Consider the following 19575-nt stretch of genomic DNA (forward strand, 5'->3'; position numbering starts at 1 on the left):
CGAGGCAGCTGCCCTTAAACCATGCGGATAGAGCAGATCACCCTCCAGGGTTTCAAATCGTTCGGTGAACGCACCCGGCTGGACTTCGGCCCCGGCATAACCGGGGTGGTAGGGCCCAATGGGTCGGGCAAGAGCAACCTGGTCGAGGCCTTGCGCTGGATCGTGGGAGCCCGGGCGCGGGAGCTACGGGGGGAAGAAGCCCAGGCCCTACTGTTCCACGGCTCAGACGGCCACGCTCCCATGGGGTTTGCCGAGGTCGAGCTGGTGCTCAGCCGGGGCCGTGAGCGGCTGGTGATCTCTCGCCGGCTCGACCGTGATGGCAACGGCGACGTGCGGCTATCGGGCCAGAAAGCTACCTTCAAAGCCGTCGAGCGAGCCCTGGCGGGTTCGGGGCTCGCGCGTGGAGGCTACGCCATCATTGGGCAGGGTGAGGTGGGTGAGGTGCTCCAGGCTGGACCCGAGGTATTGCTGGCCTACCTCGAGGAGGCCGCCGGGCTCAAGGCGGTGACCTTAGCCACCCGCACCGCACAGGAGCGGCTGGAAGCGGCCATGCGGGAGATGGAGGGCTTGCAGCAAAAACACGCCGAGCTGAAGGAGATCCTACAGACCAAAGCCGCCCAGGCCGAAGCCGCCCGCCAAGCCCGCGCGCTCTCTTTGCAATTGCTCGCGCTCAAGCGCGGCCTGGTGCAAGCGCGCATCCAGGAATCCCAAGCCGAAGCCCGCAAGACCCAAGCCCGCATCGCCGAGCTCGAAGCCGAGCGGGGGCAACTCGCCGAGCGCTTGGAGCAGTTGCAGGGGGAAAAGACCCGGCTGCAAGAGAATCTTGAGCAGCTCGGCAAGGCTCACACTGAGGCCTTGCGTCGGGCCGAGGCCCTGCAGGGCGAGCGGCGGCTGTTGAGCCAGGAGATCGCTCACTTGCGCGACCTAGAAGCCCGACTACAGCGCGAAGCCGAGCAGCTGAGTGCCCAGGTGGCTCGGCTGGATTCCCTCCCCGTGCCCCAGCCCCCCCAGGAAGCCAACCCTGACCTCGAGGAGATTCTGGCCCTAGAGCAGCGCCAGGGCCAGCTCGAGGCCCGCCTGGGCGAGTTGCGGCGCGAGCTGCAACAGGCCCAGGCCCGCTACGAAGCCTTTCTCAAGGCCCAGGCCAGTTACGAGGCTCGGTTGGCCGCCTTCCGCGAGCTTCAGGAGCAGCAGCAACACCTCAAAGCCGAGCGGGCGCGCCTGGAGGAGACCCTGGCCCGACTCGAGGCCCGGCGTCGGGAGCTCGAGGCCCAGGAACAGCAGCTGCGGGCTGAACTGGACCGCGTGGTCCAGCAGGAGGGCAGCCTGGGCGCCGAGCTGCGGGCCAGCCGTTCAGAAGTCCAGCGCTTGGAGGCTTACCTGCAAAGCGGTAGCGACCTGGCCGAGGGGCCGCGCAAAGCCCGCAGCGCCGGAATCGAGGGGGTGCTGGGGGTGGTGGCCGATCTGCTGGAAGTGCCGCAGGGCCTCGAGCTGGCCTTGGAGATCGCCCTGGGGGGCCGTCTGCAGTGGGTGCTCACCCGCGACGAGCAGGCGGCCAAGCGGGCGGTGGAATACCTCAAACGCGAGGGCGGGCGGGCCACCTTTCTCCCCCTGAGCCTGCTCAAAACCGATAGCCGTCCTCGTGGACGATCCCCTTCGGGACCGGGCAAGCCCGGTACACCGGGCCGCGACTGGTCGCAGTTCCCCGGCGTGCGGGGCCTGGCCCGCGAGCTGGTGGGCTTTGCCCATCCCGAGGCCCTGCCCGCGCTGTTGGGCGAGACCCTGATCCTGCAGAGCCTCGAGGCCGCCCTCGAGCTCGCCCGCCGCCACCGGGACCATCCCCGTCTGGTCACCCTTGAGGGCGAGCTGCTCGAGCCCAGCGGAGCCATCACCGGGGGCCGGGTGCAGCGGGGTGGGCAGCTGCTCGCACAGCGCCGCCGCCTGGCCGAGGTGCGGGCCGAAGCCGAGGCTCTGGCCCAGCAAGTCCAGGCCCTCTCGGCCCGATCCGCCGAGCTGCGCGAGCAGCTGCGCGGCCTGGCCCTGGGAGAGATCCGCCGGCAGGAGGAGGCCGCCCGGGTTGAGTTGCGGGGAGTTCGACTGGCCCTCGAGCGGTTGGGCAATCCCCAACCCCCCGAGGCTCCTGAGGCCGTAGCCCCCCCGAATACCCAGCTCCAAACTGCCTTAGCGGGTGAGCTGGAGGGTCTGCGCCAGGGGCTCGCCCGCCTGCGCGAGGCTCAACAAGCCTGGATCCGCCACCACGAGCAGCTCAAGGCCTATCAGGAGGCCCAAGAGAACCGGCGGCGGGCCGATGAGCGCCTACAGGCTATCGGCCTCGAGCTCGGCGAGCTCGAGCAGCGCCGCCAGGGGGCTGCCGGGCGGCTGGAAGCCCTGGAGCGCGAAGCCGCTGCGCTGGGGCTTGCTGCCCTCGAGGCTTCCGTGCAACAAAGCCGCCAACGGCTTCGCAGCTTGGCCGAAGAAGAGAGCCGCCTGCTGGCCCGCATCAACGCCCTGCTGGGCGAGCTCGAGCAGGCCCGCATCTCGCTGGCCCGCCGCGAGAGCACCCAGGAAGCTCTGCTGCTCGAGCTGGCCGAATTGCCCGAAGGCCCCGCCGAAGAAGGCAGCTCGCGCCTGCTGACCCGCCGCCTGGCCGAGACCGAGACCGCGCTGGAAGCCCTGGGCGCGGTCAACCACCTGGCCGAGGGCGAGTACCAAGCCCTGGCCCAGGAAGCTGAGCAGCTCGCCGCTGCCCTGGCCGAGGCCGAGGCGGGGGTAGCCAAGCTCGAGGCCGAGCTGCGATTGGTCGAGGGCGAGTACCGTGAGCGTCTGCAGGCAGCCTACCATCGCTTCCGCGAGCGTTTCGCTGAGTACGCCCAAGCCCTGCTGGGAGCCGAAGCCCGCGTCGAGCACGCCCCCAGTGGGCTGCACCTGGTGCTCCAGCCCTTGGGCAAGCGCACCATCGACCTGGGCCTGCTCTCGATGGGTGAGCGCACCATGGGGGCGCTGGCCTTCCTCTTCGCCCTCGCGGGCACCGCCGAGGAGGGGAGAGGTTTACCCATCGCGGTCCTCGACGAGGTGGACGCCCCCCTCGATGAAGCCAACATCCTGCGCTTCACCGGGTTCCTGCGGCGCTTCAAGGGAGAGACCCAGTTCATCCTGGTCACCCACCAAAAGCGCACCATGGAGGCCTGTGACGCCCTTTACGGCGTCACCAGCGAGCGGGGCCTGAGCCGGGTCTACAGCATCCGCCGTGAGGATGCCCTAAGCTAGCCAACCTCCTCCCTCCAGGGCCGCTAGGGCCGCCTGCGGATCCTCCTCAATACCGTGGTGACGGGCATAGCGCTGCTGAAAGCGGGGGAGGTCGAGCGTGAGGGTGTGTACGCGCTCGAGCAGCCAACCCTTGAGGGGACCGGTGGGTAGCGCCATGAGGTGCCTGAGACAGACGAAGCCCTCGCCCTGCCGCAAAACCAGGCCGAGCGTTTCGGTGGGCAACCGGCTTAGCACCCCCAGGTAGTGCCTGGCAGCGGCCTGCTGCACCTCACACACCGGGCAGGGTCGCGGGGCGTCGGCGGCCTCCAGAATTTCGCCCAACAGCACCTCACTCAGCCGCGGCCCGGCCCCGTGCTGAGCCTCGAGCATGACCAGCTTGCGCCAATGTTGGCTGCACAGCACCCCGGCGGCCAACCCTGTTTCCGCAGCGGTTGGGGCCGGAGAAAGTCGCCAGCGCGTCAACCGCTCGTCGAGGTAGCTCAGCGCGGCCTGGCGGGATAGGGTGCAGATGGGGCAGCAGGGCTCGAGTAGCAGCCCTAGCAACCCCTCGGCGTCGGTGGACGCCGCCACCCCGGCTTCTGCTCGCCGCTCAGCCATCCTCCCCCTCCGCTTCGCGCACCTCCTGTACCATGCGCCCGCCAATCAGCACCTGTCGGACTCGGCCACTGAGCAGCAAGAGGCCGTGCAGGATGGAAGCAGGCCGGGCCGGGCTGCCCGGCACGTAGACGTCCACCGGCAGCACCCTGTCCACCCCCCCGGCCACCTGGGGGCTTTGCGCGAAGACCTCGCCGCCGATGGCCTCGTTGCCCACCGCCACCACCCCTTTGGGCTCCGGAGTGGCCTCGTAGGTGCGCAAGAGGGCCTCCCGCATGTTCTGGCTCACCGGCCCGCTCACCAAGAGGGCGTCGGCGTGGCGGGGTGAGGCCACCACGGTGAAACCAAAGCGACCCATGTCGTGGAAGGGGTTACCGGCCAGCGCCACCTCACTATCGTCCAGGCCGGTGTTGCCCGCGGAGACCTCGCGGAAGGCCAGGGTGGGTAGGTGGAGTTCGGCGCGGGTGGGTGGCGGGGGACTTAGCTCCACGAAGCTCCTTGTGGTCAGGTCCACCCGCTGCACGAGGTCCTCCCGCCGGGTTACCGCCACCTGGGGGGTGCGCAGTTCGCCCACCGCCTGGGGATGGGCCCGGAAACAGCGCCCGCAGACGACGCATTGCGCCAGGTCCAGCCGGAACTCCCCTTGCTCCTCGGCGAAGGCACCGCTGGGACAAAGCTCCAGGAGCTCTTGCCTCACCGCTCGGGAAAGCCCCTCGGGCCGCAGCACCGGCCAGCCGGAGGCCCAGGGCGGCAGGCTGAAGAGTTCCTGCAGGCTTCGAGTCAGGAGGCCGGTGCGCAAGGTTTGCCAAAGAGGATTCATAGGTCGCACCCCGCGTAGGAGAGGTCGAAGGACTTGTTGATGAGGGGGAAGTCGGGCAGGCCCATCCCCCGCACCGCGAGCTCGAGGGCCCGCCAGTTCTTAAAGCTGGGGTCGACGATCTTGACCTGCTCCACCCGCCTCCCCCGCAGCCGTACCCAGTAGAAGAGCTCCCCCCGCCCGGCTTCCACCCGACTGAAAGCCTTCCGCAGTTCCCCCTCCTGGGGCCAGGCCCCGCTCGCCGACACCGCCCCCGCGGGTAGCTCGGTGAGGAAGCGCTCCAGATAGGCAAAGCCCTGCCGGACTTCCTCGGCATAGACCTGAGCCCGGGCCAACACGTCGCCCCCAGCGCGCGTCGCCGGGGTGAACGGCTGATATAGCTCGTCGTCCTGGCGCAGGTCGCGCCCCAGCCCACAGGCCCGCGCCGCCGGGCCCACCAGGCCCAGCAAGCGGGCTTGAGCCGGGGTGACGGAGCCCACGTAGCGTAGGCGGTCGAGGACCATGGGGTGCTTGAGGGCTGCGGAGAGGTGGACCGTGGCCTCGGCGGCCAACTCGGAGAGCGCGCGCCGCACCTCGAGCTGGGTTTGCGGGTCCAGATCAAAGCCCACGCCCCCCACGGTGAGGGCGTTGCGGCCATAGCGATGTCCGGTCAGGCGCTCGAGCTGGCCCTGGAGCAGGGCCCGCACCCTGCCCACCTGGGTAGCGGCGTAGGCGTAGCCGATGTCGGTGAAAAGCCCTGTGAGGTGGCCCAGGTGGCCGAAGAGGCGCTCGAGCTCGAGCAGCACCCGTCGGAGCTGGCGGGCTCTAGGGGGCACCTCCACCCCCAAAGCGGCCTCCACCGCCTGGCAGAAGGCCAGGGCGTGGGCTACCGGATCCCCACCTACCCGCTCAGCCAACAAAAGGGCCCGCTCGAGGCTAGTCCCCTGGAACAGCCGCTCCACCCCCCGATGCTGATAACCCAGGCGGAGCTCGAGGTGGACGATCCTTTCCCCCAGCACGCTGAAGCGGAAGTGGCCCGGTTCGATAATGCCCGCGTGCACCGGCCCCACCGGCACCTCGTGTAGCCCCTCTACCCGGTCGAAGGGGTAGGGGAGGCGGTGGTTGCGGAGGGGTTTGAGGGCAGGGTGGCCCTCGGGGACCAGGCCATGCTCTTCCCAAAGCTCCCGCTCGAACCACTCCAGCGCCGGAAACTCCCCCGCCAGGCTGGGAAAGCTCCCATGGGCTTCCACCCGGAATTCCCGTGGGAGGGCCCTTTGGTGTACGGAGCGTGCTCCGTCCCGAAGGGGATCGTCCCTCTCGGATTCCTCAACCAGGTAGTGCAGGTGAGGCGCATCGTACCAAAGGGCTACCAGCCGGCCCGACCCAAGCGCCTGCTTCAGAGCTTCCACGCGAGCACCTCCGCCAACCGCTCAACCACCGCTACCGGGGGGAAGAGGCCCAGAAGCAGGCTCAGCCCCACCAGTACGGCGGGCACCACCACCAACGTTCGGCTGCGTGGCGACGTCTCGAAGCTCATCCCATCCCCCTCGCCGAAGACCATGCGGGAGAGGGGCCACAGCAGTCCAGCGAAAGCCCCCAGCAGTCCCAGCAGGTAGAGCCCCATCGACAGCGGGCTCGAGCGGAAGAGGGCCTGGAATTCGGTGTAGAAGAGCCCAAAGGGGGGCAGGCCAGCCAGGGTCAGCAAGGAGAGGAGCAAAAGCCCGGCGGTAGCCGGCCAGACCCGCTGTACCGCTCCCACTCGAGCGATGAGCTTACTCTGGTAGGCCAGGAGCAGGTTGCCTGCCGAGAGGAAAGCGGCAGTCTTGGCCAGGGAGTGGAACAGGGTGTGCAGCATGGCAAGCCAGGGCACCCCTAAGCCCAGGCCGTAGGCCGCCAGCCCCATGTGTTCCATGCTGGAGTAGGCCAGCAAGCGCTTGTAGTCCCTCTGGACAAAGAGGAAGAAACCCGCCGCCAGGAGCGAGGCCAGCCCGAAGCCCTGCAACAAGCCTGCGGCGAAATCGAACAGCCCCGCGCTGCCCAGGAGGGCGACGTAGCGCAGGAGGGCGTAGAAGGCCACGTTGAGTAGGGTTCCCGAGAGCAGGGCCGAGGCAGGGCTCGGGGCCTCGGAGTGAGCATCGGGTAGCCAGGCGTGCAGGGGGAACAAGCCCACCTTGGTGCCAAAGCCCACCAGCAGGAAGGCGAAAGCCAGTTGGAGCTGCGTTGGGTTGGCTTCCCGGACCAACACCCGGGCCTCCTGCCAGTCCAGGGTAGCCCCGCCCAGCAGGGCATAGAGCAGGATCACCCCGATGAGCCCCAGGGCGATGCCCACGCTGCCGAGCATCAGGTACTTCCAGGTAGCCTCCAGGGCCCTTGTCCCCCCTTTGTGGTAAACCAGCAAGGCGGAAGCCAGGGTGCTGCCCTCCACAAAGATCCACAGCAGGCCCAGGTTGTGGGCCAAATAAGCCCCGTGCACTGCAAAGAGAAACAGGTTCCCAGCCGCGTAGAAGCGCCAGGCTTCTCGGTCCTTTGTGGCTTGGAAGTAGGCTCGAGCGTACAGGGCTACCAGCGCAAAGAGCAGGTCGGTGAGCAGCAGGTAGAACAGCCCCACCCCGTCAAGCCGCAGGGGGCCGGCGGCCTGGTTTTGGACCAGGAGCGCTAAGCCCAAAGACAGCAGGGCCCCGGCAGCGGTGCTGGAGGCCAGGCGTCCGGCCTCACGCTCGCGCAGGGCGTGGAGGGCGGGCAGGAGGGGAAGCAGTAGCAACAGGTAGAGCATGGTCACCCCTTCAAGTCGCGCATCCGCGCGGTGTCGATATGGTCGAAGATAGCCCGGATGCGAGAGATCAGCACCCCGGCCAGCACGACGGCGGCGAAAGCATCGAGGGCCACCCCCAGCTCGATGAACAGCGGCAGGCCGTGGGTCTCGGCCAGAGCCAGCAGGAAGACCCCGTTCTCCAAGGCCAGAAAGCCCAGCACCTGGGTAACCGCCTTTTTGCGGCTCACCATGGAGAGCATCCCCAGCAAAATCAGGCTCAGGGCCACCGGCACGGCCTCGGGCAGCCGAGCCCCTTCCAGGACGAAAGCGCTCCCCACGCGGAAACCCACCCCCACCAACACTCCACCCAGGAGTAGGGATAGGGGGATGGAAAGATAGGATTCCACCTCGTGGCTGACCCCCAGGCGCTCCAGCAGCCAGAAGAGGTAGCGGGGGATGAGCACCCCCTTGAGCAGTAGCAGAGCCATTCCGGCCAGCACGAAGTGTTGCTCTCCCTCGGCCAGCACGAAAGCTAAGAGCGCCAGAAGCATGCTCTGCAGAGCATAGAGCCGGATCAGCGCATCGAGGCTCTTGCGGCCCACCATCAAGAATCCCGCGGCCAGGATGGCCAGTGCAAGGCTAGAGGCTAGATCCGAAAACGTAACACCACCCCCAGTACGGCCAGGATGCCGCTCAGCGTGCTGTAGCTCATCAGGTCAGGGAGTCTTAAGTAGCGCAGCTTGACCCCGTAGGTCTCCAGGTAACCCAACGCCAGCCAGGCCAGGAGGAGCACTGTGGGGAAGGACAACGCTCCGAGAGGTATGAGAAGGGCGATGAGACCAACGTATACGAGGAGCTTCAACCCTGACGAGAGTTCGTAGAGGGCCAAAAGGGGTCCGGAGTGGTCCAGAAGCTGGGCCTCGTGGATCATCGTGAGCTCGAGGTGGGTGGTGGGGTCATCCACCGGCAGACGGGTCCCCTCGGCCAACAGGGCCAAAGACAGCGCAACCAATGCCAGGGTATAGACCAGGGCGTTTTCCTGAGAGAGGGGGGAGAAGGTGGCCAGCGATAGGCCTCCCGAAGCCAACCCCACGGCTCCCAGGGCCAGCACACTGCCCGGCTCAGCCAGCACCGCCACCAGGTTCTCCCGATAGCTGCCCTGCCCCCCAAAGGCACTACCGGTGTCCAGCGCGGCCAGGACCTGGAAGAAGCGACCCAGGTTCAGAAGGTAGACCAGCACCAGGAAGTCTCCGGCGAAGGAAATCCCCGGCAGCATGGGCAAAAAAGCCGCCGCGAGCGCTACACCGAGCAGGCTTACTGCGGGCGCAACCATAAAGAGGGGGCTGCTCCCTTGAGGACGAATCCAGGTCTTGCGCCAGAGCTTGAGGAAGTTTTTGTAGTCGTAAAGAGGATCTGGACCCCGGCGGTTTTGCAGCCTGGCTTTGAGCCACTTGAGGCTGCCGGTGAAGAGCGGAGCCAACAGGAGGAACAAAAGGGCACTCATCGCCAAGTCACCCCCAAAACGAAGAGCAGGGCCAGGAATTGCAGCAGCAGGTAGAGGTGCAGGCTGCCCGACTGTAGGCGCTGCACCCTGCGGGCGAGGGCAGCATAGCCCTGGGCCAAGCGGACCTCGAGGGCCTGGAGCCACTCGCTGACCTCGAGGCGCACCCTGGGGGGGCTCAGTATTCCCTCCCGGGAGAGGTGGGTCTTGAGCTCGACGAAGGGGAAGAGTCGCAGGAGTTGCTCACTGTAGCCGAGGGCGTGGGGCTGCATCTCGGGGGTGAGGGCGCTAAAGCCGCAGTCCCAGGTTTCGTAGGCTCGCTGGGGTTTTCGGCTCAGCAGGTAGACCAGCCCGCCTCCCAGGCCCACGAGCGCCACAAACAGGGGTAGCACCGGGTACAGGGGGGGCTTGAGTGGGCCCAGAAGCACGGTGGGGAAGAGGGAGAGGCCGAGCAGCAACCCGGCCAGGATTCCCATGCCGAGCTGCCCGAAACGGCCCATCTCGTGGGCATTCCCTGCCTGAGCACTCCGCGGCTTGCCCAGGAAGGCCAGGCCGAAAAGGCGCACGTAGGATACCGCCGCAAGCGCACCCACCAAGGCGACTGCCCCAATCCCCAGCGCCAATAGGGGGTGTGTCTTGGTGTCCAAGGTAGCTGAGAGGAAGCCCTGGTACAGATACCACTCAAAGAGAAAGCCCGCCAGGGGGGGCAGACCAGCCGCAGTCAGCGCTGCTAAGAGAGTCCAGGCCGCAGTACGTGGCAGAAGCCGGTGCAGGCCGCCTAGGCGGGAGAGTTCGCGTACGGGAAGCGCTCCCGAACCCAGGAACAGCAGCCCCTTGAAGAGGGCGTGGGCCGCCTAGTGGAAGAAGAAGGCCAGCAGGAAGAAGGGGTTCGGCAGCAGGAAGTATGCTCCCAAGGCTGCCAGGAGCAGGTTGAGGTTCTCCACGCTGGAGTAGGCCAGCACCCCTTTGTAATCCTCCTCGGCCAAGCTGCGGACCAGGGCATAGATGGCTCCTGCCAGGCCCAGTCCTACCAAGAGCCAGCCTACCCACTGTGGGGGCGGCCCCGCCCAATCCTGGGCACGGTAGAGGCCGTAGAGCCCCAACTTGACCATCCCCCCCGAGAGCAGGGCCGAAAGCGGGCTCATGGCCACCGGGTGGGCCTTGGGTAGCCAGGTGGAAAGGGGGAAAAGGGCCGCCTTGGTGCCGAAGCCCAGCACGAGTCCAACCCATACCAGGTGCTCTAGCCCTCCTACCCGCACTTCCCCTCGGACCAGGAGGATCAAAGCCAAAAACAGTCCGGCCCCCGAGAGGCGGCTGGCCAGGAAGAAGGCCCGGCTGCCTGACAGGGCTGCGGGGCCTTCCAGGGCGATGAGGAGGTATCCCAACAGGGCCATGCCCTCCCAGAGGAAGAGAAAGGCGTAGCCCGGCGGGGAGAGGAGGACCCCCACCATGGCCGCTGCGAAGAGGGGGAGAAGGAAGGCCTCGAGGCGGGCACGGTGAGCTTCGTGATGGGCTAGGTACTCCCGGAGATAGGGCCCCACTCCAAGGTACAAAGCCCCCAGTAAGGCCGCGTAGAAGCCTGCAGTAGCGTCCAGAGGTGTGCTTTGAGCACCGGCAAGCCAGGCCCCAAGGCCCACCACCAAAAGCAGCAGCCCGCTGCCCCCCAGGCTCAGCGGTAGGAACCCGATCGCAGGTGGACGCAGCAAGGCCAGGAGGCTTTGCAGTCCCAGGAGGATCAAGGCGATGTTGGTCAAAGGATTCATAGCGAGCTTGAGTCCTCCTTGATCTCGGACAGGAGGTTGCTTTGGTTCTTCAAATAGCGCTCAAAGATGGCTCGACCCAGGTCGAGGAAGGCGTACACGTCGGGGTCGGCGGTGCGGTAGTAGACGCTGGTGCCCTCCTTGCGGGCCTCCACGAAACCGCGTTGGCGCAGGATGCCGAGCTGCTGCGATACGCTAGGCTGCTCGAGGCCCAGCTCCTCAGCCAACCGGCCCACGCTTTTCTCTCCCTCCCGCAGCGTGTCGAGGATGGCCAGGCGCACCGGGTGGCCTAGGGCTTTGAAGAACTCGGCCTTAAAGCGATGCAAGGCGGACTCCATACACCTCATTATATGCATTAGGTAATATATTGCAATATATGAATATACTCGGCCCGAGAAGCCGGGTGGCGCCCCCTGACGCTCAATCTTCCTCGTCGATGCGGTCCACGACCTCGAACAAGCCCTCGAGGTCCATCTTGGCGTAGATGGCGCTGGTGTTGAGGTTGGTGTGGCCTAGAAGCCTTGCCGTGGCGTGCAGGTCGCGGCTGGCCTTGTAGAAGCGGGTCCCGGCGGTGTGGCGCAGCATGTGGGCGCCGCGGTAACGCTCAGGGAAGTCCAGGGCCCGGTAGTGGCCGTTGATGACCTCGCGCAGCATTCGGGCCGTCATGCCCCGGCCACTGGCCTTGCGCCCGCCCATGTTGACCAGCACCCGCGGCTCACCGGCTGCCGCGTAAGCCAGCCGTGTTCTGAACCAGCGCTCGAGCTCGGCGCACAGCGAGGCACCGATAGGCACGCTGCGCTGCTTGGAGCCCTTGCCGCGCTTGACCTCGAGCAGTCGCTCTGGCAAATGAACGTCGGAGACCAGCAAGTGAACTACCTCACTTATACGCAACCCGGCCTCGGCCATCAGCCGAACGGCGACCCGGTCCCGTTGCAGCGTGGGTTCAGAGGGATCGAGGTGGGCCAACAGCTTCCTGTACAGACTGGGCGGCAAAGCCGGGCGTCGCTCGTAGGCCGGCGTTGGGTCTCGAGGGGCCGCCACACCCTGGGGCAACTGGGCGGCCCCGGCCCATTCCAGCGCCCGGTACAGCGCCCGCACGCTGGCCAAGTAGGTAGCGATGCTCGAGGGCTTGAGGGGCTGGTGCTCGAGGTGGCTGCCGTGGGTCTGCAGGTCGGCCACGTAGTGGTCGAGATCGTCCGCACTCAGCTTGAGAAGCTGGACCTTTGGGCCTGGCGAGTCTGGCGGCCAGGCCCAGGTCAGGAAATCCCGCACACCGACTGTGTAGGTCTCGAGGGTTCTGGGGCTCAAGCTGGCCCGCTTGCGTCCCTTGAGGAGCAGGTAGGTCTTGAGTAGCTCGAGCAACCCCGCCTCGTCACGCTCGTGGGCTGCCCGAATGGCCTCGAGCCTCCGCTTGGCTGGGTCGCGCCAGTTGGCCAGCGAACGCAGTTCCATTTTCCCAGCATAACAAATTTCCCTTAATTTTCCTTAAGAGAAATTCGAACACCGCTCGCTCAATTCAACCGGATTCCTGGGCGTGCTCGAGCGCACTGTGGATCAGCTCGGTGACATGGTGGTCGCTCAGGCGGTAGTAGGCCATGCGCCCCTCCTTGCGGAAGCTCACCAACCGCTCCTCCCGTAGCAGGCGCAGTTGGTGCGACACCGCCGACTCGCTGATGCCCACGAGGGCGGCCAGGTCGCACACGCACAATTCGGTGGCGGCCAGGGCGGCCAAGATGCGCAGACGGGTGGGGTCGGACACGGCCTTGAGCAGGCTGCTGGCCCGCTCTACACAGCGCTCGTCGGGCACGGCCTGGCGGGCTCGCTCGAGGGCCTGCGGGTGGATGCCCCGCTCCTCGCAGGTGGCGGCACGGTCAAGTGTGGATGTGGGCGGCATAGGAATAACCTCATCATACGTCGATGCTCATGAGCTGTGGGCGTCTGACCTGAACCTCAGCAGCCGCAGGGCGTTGGCCGTGACCAACACCGTAGCCCCCGTATCGGCCAGGATCGCCATCCAGAGGTTAGTGACGCCCAGCAAGGTGCTCAGCAGGAAGGCCGCCTTGAGGCCCAGGGCGATGGCGATGTTGAGGCGGATGTTGGAGAGGGTGGCCCGCGACAGCCGTATCAGGTCGACCACGCCCCTCACCGAGTTGTGCAGCAGCGCCGCGTCGGCGCTCTCGAGGGCCACGTCGCTTCCTGAGCCCATGGCGATGCCCACGTCGGCCAGGGCCAAAGCGGGTGCGTCGTTGATCCCGTCGCCCACCATGGCCACCCCACCACCCCGCCTCAGCTCGCCGACCGCGCGGAACTTGTCCTGGGGCAAGAGTTCGGCCCGCACTTCCAGGCCCAATTCACCGGCGATGCTCTCCGCGGCTCGGCGGTTATCCCCGGTGAGCATCACCCTGCGCAGGCCCAGGGCCCCAAGTTCGTCCAGAGCCTGCTTTGCTTCGGCCTTGGCTTCGTCGCGGAGGGCGATCAGGCCCAGCGGGGTAGCCCCGCGCAGCAACAGCACCACGGTCTTGCCCTGCCGCTCGAGGCGCTCGATCAAGCGTCGGAGTTCGTCGGGCAGGGGTGCAAGCTCGGCAGCGTAGCGCGGCGAGCCCACCGCGTAGGTCTGGCCCTCCAGCTCCGCCATGGCCGCCTTTCCCCTCACCGCCCTCTGGTCGCTCGAGGCCGGCACGCTCACCCCGTCTACAGCAGCCCGCTCCAGGATGGCCTTGGCCAGGGGGTGCGATGAACCCTGCTCCACCGCTGCCGCCTTGGCCAGCAGCTCGGCTTGGGAGACGCCCAGCCCGATTAGGTCGCTCACCTTGGGTCGGCCCAGGGTGAGGGTTCCGGTTTTGTCGAAAGCGACGGTCCTTACCCGACCCAGGGCCTCGAGCGCTGCCCCACCCTTGATCAGCAGGCCGCGGCGCGCACCCGCCGAGATGCCCGAGGTGATGGCGGCAGGCACCGAGACCAGGAGGGCGCAGGGGCAGCCGATGAGGAGCAGGGCCAGCCCCTTGTAGACCCACTCCTGCCATCCCCCTACGAGGAGTGGCGGGACCAGGGCCACCAGCAGCGAGAGCAGCATCACGGCAGGAGTATAGAAGCGGCTGAAGCGGTCGATGAAGCGCTGGGTGGGGGCTTTGGACTCCTGGGCTTCCTCGACCAGGTGAAGGATGCGGGCGATGGTGTTGTCCTGGGCGCTCCGATCCACCCGCACGGTGAGTACCCCGTCGGTGTTGAGGCTGCCGGCAAAGACCGCGTCGCCTGGTCCTTTATTGACCGGCAGCGACTCCCCCGTGATGGGCGACTCATCCAGCGCCGAGAAGCCGCTGAGGATGGTACCGTCGGCGGGTACCCGCCCACCGGGTTGGATCAGCACCTTCTGCCCGACCTCGAGCCGCTCGACCGGAATCTCGTGGGTGTGAAAGCCCTTGCCAGGAACCCGCAGGCCTGCTGCCGGGTCCGTCTGCGTTTCGCCAGGGTCCTCCTCGTGAATCAACAGCGCAGTTTTTGGGGCCAGCGCGGCCAGGGCGCGAATGCCCGCGCGGGCGCGGCCCGCCGCCACCCCCTCGAGCAACTCCCCTACCGCGAACAGAAACACCACCACCGCGGCCTCGGCAGCCTCGCCGATGAGGATGGCTCCCCCTGCCGCCACGCTCACCAAGGTGTTGATGCTGAAGGGGTTGCCCACCCTGGCAGCCCGGTAGGCCTTGAGCGCGAAGGGCCCACCGCCGACGAGGGTGGCGGCGATGTAGCCCCACTGGGAGAGCTGGGGCTCGAGGTGGCCAAAGCTCCAGGCCAGGGCGAGCAGTGTGCCAGCGAGGATCAGGGCGCGCCCCTGGCGGGTGGTGTGCCAGGCTCCCTCCTGGGGATCGGGCAAGCCCGGCACACCAATGGGCACGCGGGATCGCTCCAGTCTGAGCTTGTAGCCCAGCGGCTCGACCATGGCCCCCAAGTCCTCGGGGTTGACTGTTCGCGGGTCGTAGGCCACCTCGAGGCGTTCGCTCACGAAATTGATCCGCTGCACGCTGACCCCCGGAAGGCGGCGAAGGGCGCCTTCCACCGTCCGGGTGCAGCTGGCGCAGTCCATCCCCTCGACCCGGAAGGTCTCGTGGGCGTGCTGTGCCCGGATGCGCTCGATGGCGCGGGAGAGCTCGGCTTGGGGGTCACGGGTGGCCTGCAGGCGCAGCTCGGTGCCCTCGAGCCGGCCAACTATCACACCTGGCAGTTCACGCAGGGCCCGCTCGAGCCGGGCGCGGCAGTCCGGGCAGTGCTCGGCGCTGGGGAAGATCTGCTGGAGGGAGTAGGAGAAGGTCATAGGGCTCCTCATCTGAGCAATTGCTCAACCGTTAGTAGCCTAGCAATATTTGAGCACTTATTCAAGTGTTTCCCTCCGCTCGAGCCGACTTAACTTCCCTTTAAGCCAGCCGGCCGGCTTCGTAGCGTCCGCGTATACTTCGAGCTATGACGCCTGAAGTTGCAGCTCCTTTAGTGATCGCCTCAGCCGTGGTGATGGCGCTGCTCTTCGTCAGCTTCGTAGCCCCCTGGAGCTACCAACGCAGGGCTTACGCCAGGGTCAGGGCGATTAGCCGAATGTCCAGGTTGGCGCGGAAGAACAACACCGTGCTGCGCTACCACAACGGCCTGCCCTTCGTCATCACCTTCCACCGCCACGGTTACACCTACGTGCTCGAGGGCCGCCGGGTGAGCCGTGAGCGCCTGATCAGGGCGTTGGGAAGCGGGGCCGAGGCCGTGGTAGCCAAGGTGGAGCGGGAAGAAGCCATGACCGCACCCAACCCCACCTTCATCACCCTGCCGGGCTGAATGATACCGGATTCAAAGAGCACACCCCATCTGGTATGAAAAACCTCCCAGGGCTTCCTGGGAGGTTTCGCCTAATCGAGGCTCAGCGCTCGCGCGGGTCTAAGGCGTCGCGCAGGGCATCGCCCAGCAGGTTCCATCCCAGGCCGAAGAGGATGATGGTGATGGCCGGGAAAAAGGACACGTACCAGTACTCCAGCCGGTTCTCCGCCGTCCCCTGAATCCAAGCGCGGGCGAAGCTGATGAGCTGCCCCCAGTCGGTGTAGCCCGGCGGCAAGCCGATGCCCAGGAAGGACAAAGCCGCCGCCGTCAGCGGGATGGCCCCCAGGTCGAGCACGGCGATGACGGTGATGGCGGTGAGGGAGTTGGGGATGACGTGGCGGAAGATGATGCGCCAGTCGCTGGCCCCCAAAGCCCTGGCCCCATCCACGAACTCCAGTGCGCGCGTCTTGAGCACTTCCCCGCGCATGATACGGGCATACCCCGCCCAACCCACCAACACGAAGGCCAGGATGATGAAAGTCAGGCTCTTTCCCAGCAAGGAGGTGATCACGATCACCAGAATCAGGCTCGGGAAGGCGAAGATCACATCGATGAGACGCTGGATGAGGTTGTCGATCCACCCACCAAAGTAGCCGGATATCGCACCGAGGGTAATTCCGATGAGGAGCTGAAAGAAGACCACCGTGACAGCCAGCTTCAGCGCGGTGCGCGTACCCCAAACGATGCCGTACCACACGTCGTAGCCGCTGCTGGTGCCGAAGAGGGGGCGTACCTCCCCAGCCTCGGTTTGGATGGGCTTGAGGGGGGGCGAGGGGATCTGGCTGAAGTTGATGCGGGCGATCTGGTAGCAGCTCGCCGGGGCAGCGAACATCAGCCGCCAGAAGCTACCGTTGGTGGGGGTGATGGCCTCGGCGGGGGTGGTGGCCCCCACGTCGCGCAGGCAGTTGTTGCCCACCGGGGGTGGAGGCGCCAGCAGGGGGGCGAACAGGGCCACCAGTAAGAATAGGCACACCAGGAAGAGGCCGAAGACCGCCAAGCGGTTGCGGCGGAAGCGCCGCATGAGCCTCGAGTTCCAGAAGCCTTCGCGCTGTAGAGCGCTTGGGGCGGCAGAAGCGGCGCTCATCAGTCGAACCTCACTCTCGGATCGATCAGGGCATAGATGATATCGACCACCAAGTTAGCGAGCACCGTCAAGATCCCGCTCAGTAGGGCAAAGCCCAGCAGGCCCGGTACGTCGAAGCGGGTGGCGGTCTCGGCCCCCCAGCTCCCGATGCCCGGCCAAGCGAAGATGGTCTCGGTGAACAGCGCCCCCGACAGCAACCCCAGCACCACGAAGCCGCCGATGGTGGCCACGGGGATGAGCGCGTTGCGCCGAGCGTGCTTGAGGTTGACGGTGCGCTCGGGCAACCCCTTGGCTCGAGCGGTGCGTACATAGTCTTGCGAGAGCACCTCGATGAGGCTCGAGCGCATCACCTTGATCATGCCCGCGGTAATCACGGTGGAAAGGGTGATCACCGGCAGGAACATGTGGTGTAGCACGTCCCAGAACACCGGCCAGTTGCCCGCCAGCAGCGCGTCGATGCTGAGCATGCCGGTGACGCGGGGAATTGGGTTGATGATGAGGTTGACCTGGTTCTCGGGTGACAGCTGGCCGGGGCCGGGCGCGATACCCAGCAGGCCGTAAAAGATCACCAGCAGGATGATACCCAGCACGAAGGTGGGGATGTTGTTGGTGATCACCGTGAAGACCCGGGTGAACTGGTCGATGAACCTGTCCTTGTTCAGGCCCGCCCTCGTTCCTAACCAGATGCCAAAGCCCAGGATGGGAAAGAGGGAAAAAAGCGTCAGCTCCACGGTGGCCGGGAAGCGCTCGGCGATGGTCTGGAGCACCGGTTGGCTGGAAGCCTTGGAGAAGCCCAGGTTTCCTCGCAGTGCCTCGCGCAACCAGTTCCAGTACTGGATATGGAACGGTTGATCGAGCCCCTTTTCCCGGATGATGGCCTCGAGGTTACGTAGCTGGTTCTCGTTGGTGACGAAAGCCGCCGCCCGCTCAGCCGGGGAAAGGAATTGCAACAACCCCACGATGGCCAGCGAAAGAGCCAAGAGCACCAGCGGCAAAGCCATCAAACGACGAAGGATAAAAGCGGTCATCCAATGTTCCTCAGATCGAAAAAAGCGGCCCCGCGCCAGCAGGACGCGGGGCCAGCAGGGTACTACAGACCAGCCTTGCTCAAGACCCTCCAGTAGTTGCCGGTGATGCCGGAGAACATGATGTTGTAGTTCTCCTCCAGGCCCTTCACCCGATCTTGGTAGGCCACGAAGCCGACGCCTGCGGGCATCAGGATGTAGTAAGCCTGCTCGTAAGCCCGCTGCCCCACCTGGCTGTACAGCGCCTTGCGCTTGGCGGGGTCGATGGTCTGGCGGGCTTGGTCGAGTAGCTTGTCGAGCAGGGCGTCCTTGAAGTTGGTGCGGGGGTTGTAGAAGCCGTTGGAGTGGTAGAAGGTATAGAGGAAGTTGTCGGGGTCGGCGTAGTCGGGAGCCCAGCCGATGAGGATCATGGCTTCCTTGCCCTCGCGGCTGGAACGGAGGAACTCAGACCAGGGCTTGGGCTGGAGCTCGACCTTGAACTTGGGGTTGAGCTTTTCGATGTTGGTCTTGAGGATCTCCATCGCCGTCTGCGAGGGGACCGAGTTGGCGCGGTAGCTGGCCCGCAGCACGAAGCCGTTTTGCCAGAGCTGGCCACCGAAGGCCTTGCGGAAGAAGGCCGCGGCCTGCTTGGGATCGTAGGTGTAGGTCTTAACCTTGGAATCGTAGCCGAAGAAGCTGTCGGGCAGCAGCATGGTGCGCTTGGTGCCCTTGCCCAGAAGCACTTCCTTGATGTAGCGGTCGTAGTCGAAGGAGTAGGAGAAGGCCTTGCGTACGTTGACGTCGGCGAAGAAGTTGGCCGGGATGCCCTTACCATCCAGCTTGCCCGAGCCCAGGACCGCGGGGTCCTTGATGTTCTCGTTCATGAAGATGGCGCTGGCGGAGTTGTTGGGAATGCCGTCGAAGATCTTGATGCCGGGCACACCCTGCAGCTGGGACAGGGTCGGACGGCCACCGGTCTCTACGAAGTCGGCATCGCCCTTCTTCAGGGCCTCGAGGCGGGTGGCCTGCTCGGCTACGACCTGTACGATGACGTTCTCGAGCTTGGGCTTACCACCCCAGTAGCCGTCAAAGGCCCGCAGCACGATGTTGGCCGAGTCGCGGCGCACGAGCTGGTAAGCGCCGGTGCCGCTGGGACGCTTGGAGAGGTTGGAGTCGTTGAGGTCCTTGCCCACCCACTGCTTCCAGGTGGCCTCGGTGCCGTCCCACTCGCCGATGGAGATGGCGTGCTTCTTGTCGACGATGGCCTGGCCGGTGTAGGCCAGCTTGACCAGCAGCGCGGGGTCGCGGGCCGGGAGGGTGAGCACGAGCTGACCCTGGGCGTTGCACTTGACGGCGTTGGAGATCCTGGCCCAGGTGACCTTCTCAGGGTCGTCCTCGGCGTTGCCGGAGGTGCCCAGCAAGCTCTCGGCGATGAACCAGTTGCCCGAGTCGTGGTTGTTGGTGACCAGGTTGCGACGCAAGCTGTACTCGGCGTCGGCGCAGGTGAACTCATTGCCAGAGTGGAACTTCACGCCCTTGCGCAGGGTAAAGGTGTAGGTCTTACCGTCGGGCGAGATGCTCCAGGAGGTAGCCAACAGGCCCTCGAGTTCGGACACGCTGCGACCCTTGTAGGTCACCAGGGTTTCGTAGATGTTCTCGGCGATCTCACCCGAGGCGGTGTCGTAGACCATGGTGGGGTCGAGGGTCGCGATGTCGGCGCTGGTCATGATCAGCAGGGTGTTGTTGGGCACCGCGGCCAACGCTGCTCCCGCAGCGAGGACCAGGGCACCGGCCAAAAAGGTTTTTCGCATACGTGCCTCCGTTTTGGGGTGGATGGCGACAGGGGTTAGTCGCTATCCGCTACACGAACACCTGGACCCAAGCAGGTCCGTCTGCATTTTTGGTATCCAGGCACGGGCTAAGCCTAACAGCAGGTTTGACCGAATGCAATTTCCACCATTTGGTG

The 19575-nt window shown here is 66.0% G+C and carries 16 protein-coding genes and 1 pseudogene; 2 read left to right on the forward strand and 15 right to left on the reverse strand.

The annotated features are described in order from the left end of the window. The first annotated feature begins 21 nt into the window (after positions 1-21). Positions 22-3267, forward strand: coding sequence for an AAA family ATPase (locus B047_RS0106760; RefSeq protein ID WP_018466193.1), 3246 nt, complete (start codon positions 22-24; stop codon positions 3265-3267). Here the strand turns inward: B047_RS0106760 and B047_RS18205 are convergent. The 12 genes and pseudogenes from B047_RS18205 to B047_RS0106820 form a co-directional block, all read right to left on the reverse strand. After that, positions 3259-3864, reverse strand: a complete 606-nt coding sequence (locus B047_RS18205; RefSeq protein WP_211209137.1) for a hypothetical protein — start codon at positions 3862-3864, stop codon at positions 3259-3261. The two genes, B047_RS0106760 and B047_RS18205, sit on opposite strands and share 9 nt — an antisense overlap. Continuing rightward, positions 3857-4681: an NADH-quinone oxidoreductase subunit B family protein gene (locus B047_RS0106770; protein WP_018466195.1), complete on the reverse strand. Its 825-nt coding sequence runs from the start codon at positions 4679-4681 to the stop codon at positions 3857-3859. Before B047_RS0106770 ends, B047_RS18205 begins: the two co-directional genes overlap by 8 nt. Further along, entirely contained in the window at positions 4678-6066 is a 1389-nt protein-coding gene (locus B047_RS0106775) for a hydrogenase large subunit (protein WP_245533717.1), read from the reverse strand. Before B047_RS0106775 ends, B047_RS0106770 begins: the two co-directional genes overlap by 4 nt. Next, positions 6054-7430 (reverse strand): proton-conducting transporter transmembrane domain-containing protein, encoded by a 1377-nt coding sequence (locus B047_RS0106780; RefSeq protein ID WP_040779520.1) that lies wholly within the window; start codon positions 7428-7430, stop codon positions 6054-6056. The genes B047_RS0106775 and B047_RS0106780 overlap by 13 nt, the downstream gene beginning before the upstream one ends. Positions 7431-7432: 2 nt before the next feature. Continuing rightward, positions 7433-8014, reverse strand: coding sequence for an NADH dehydrogenase (locus B047_RS0106785; protein ID WP_018466198.1), 582 nt, complete (start codon positions 8012-8014; stop codon positions 7433-7435). Positions 8015-8055: 41 nt separating this feature from the next. Beyond that, the gene (locus tag B047_RS0106790) at positions 8056-8913 is read right to left on the reverse strand and encodes a respiratory chain complex I subunit 1 family protein (protein WP_018466199.1); all 858 of its coding nucleotides are present in this window, start codon (positions 8911-8913) and stop codon (positions 8056-8058) included. Continuing rightward, complete coding sequence (locus B047_RS0106795; protein WP_245533730.1) at positions 8910-9557, reverse strand: hypothetical protein; 648 nt, start codon at positions 9555-9557, stop codon at positions 8910-8912. The genes B047_RS0106790 and B047_RS0106795 overlap by 4 nt, the downstream gene beginning before the upstream one ends. A gap of 9 nt (positions 9558-9566) precedes the next feature. After that, a pseudogene (locus B047_RS18380) lies at positions 9567-10673 on the reverse strand (proton-conducting transporter transmembrane domain-containing protein); the annotation flags it as partial. After that, positions 10670-11008, reverse strand: coding sequence for an ArsR/SmtB family transcription factor (locus B047_RS0106805; RefSeq protein WP_018466202.1), 339 nt, complete (start codon positions 11006-11008; stop codon positions 10670-10672). The pseudogene B047_RS18380 and the gene B047_RS0106805, both read right to left, overlap by 4 nt. Before the next feature lie 82 nt (positions 11009-11090). Further along, positions 11091-12122, reverse strand: a complete 1032-nt coding sequence (locus B047_RS0106810) for a tyrosine-type recombinase/integrase (protein ID WP_018466203.1) — start codon at positions 12120-12122, stop codon at positions 11091-11093. A gap of 64 nt (positions 12123-12186) precedes the next feature. Then, entirely contained in the window at positions 12187-12564 is a 378-nt protein-coding gene (locus tag B047_RS0106815) for an ArsR/SmtB family transcription factor (RefSeq protein ID WP_018466204.1), read from the reverse strand. A gap of 27 nt (positions 12565-12591) precedes the next feature. Further along, a complete protein-coding gene (locus B047_RS0106820) occupies positions 12592-14976 on the reverse strand; it encodes a heavy metal translocating P-type ATPase (protein WP_157205839.1) in 2385 nt (794 codons plus the stop codon). 146 nt (positions 14977-15122) lie between these two features. On the opposite strand from B047_RS0106820, the gene B047_RS0106825 reads away from it, so the two are divergent. Beyond that, positions 15123-15482 (forward strand): hypothetical protein, encoded by a 360-nt coding sequence (locus B047_RS0106825; protein WP_026234668.1) that lies wholly within the window; start codon positions 15123-15125, stop codon positions 15480-15482. A gap of 82 nt (positions 15483-15564) precedes the next feature. On the opposite strand, the gene B047_RS0106830 is transcribed toward B047_RS0106825, so the two are convergent. The 3 genes from B047_RS0106830 to B047_RS0106840 all read right to left on the reverse strand — a co-directional run bounded on the left by B047_RS0106830 (position 15565) and on the right by B047_RS0106840 (position 19420). After that, complete coding sequence (locus B047_RS0106830) at positions 15565-16605, reverse strand: ABC transporter permease (protein WP_026234669.1); 1041 nt, start codon at positions 16603-16605, stop codon at positions 15565-15567. Continuing rightward, entirely contained in the window at positions 16605-17633 is a 1029-nt protein-coding gene (locus B047_RS0106835) for an ABC transporter permease (RefSeq protein WP_026234670.1), read from the reverse strand. Before B047_RS0106835 ends, B047_RS0106830 begins: the two co-directional genes overlap by 1 nt. Before the next feature lie 62 nt (positions 17634-17695). Next, a complete protein-coding gene (locus B047_RS0106840; protein ID WP_018466209.1) occupies positions 17696-19420 on the reverse strand; it encodes an ABC transporter substrate-binding protein in 1725 nt (574 codons plus the stop codon). Positions 19421-19575: the final 155 nt, after the last annotated feature.

It is taken from the genome of Calidithermus timidus DSM 17022 (assembly GCF_000373205.1).
GTDB lineage: Bacteria > Deinococcota > Deinococci > Deinococcales > Thermaceae > Calidithermus > Calidithermus timidus.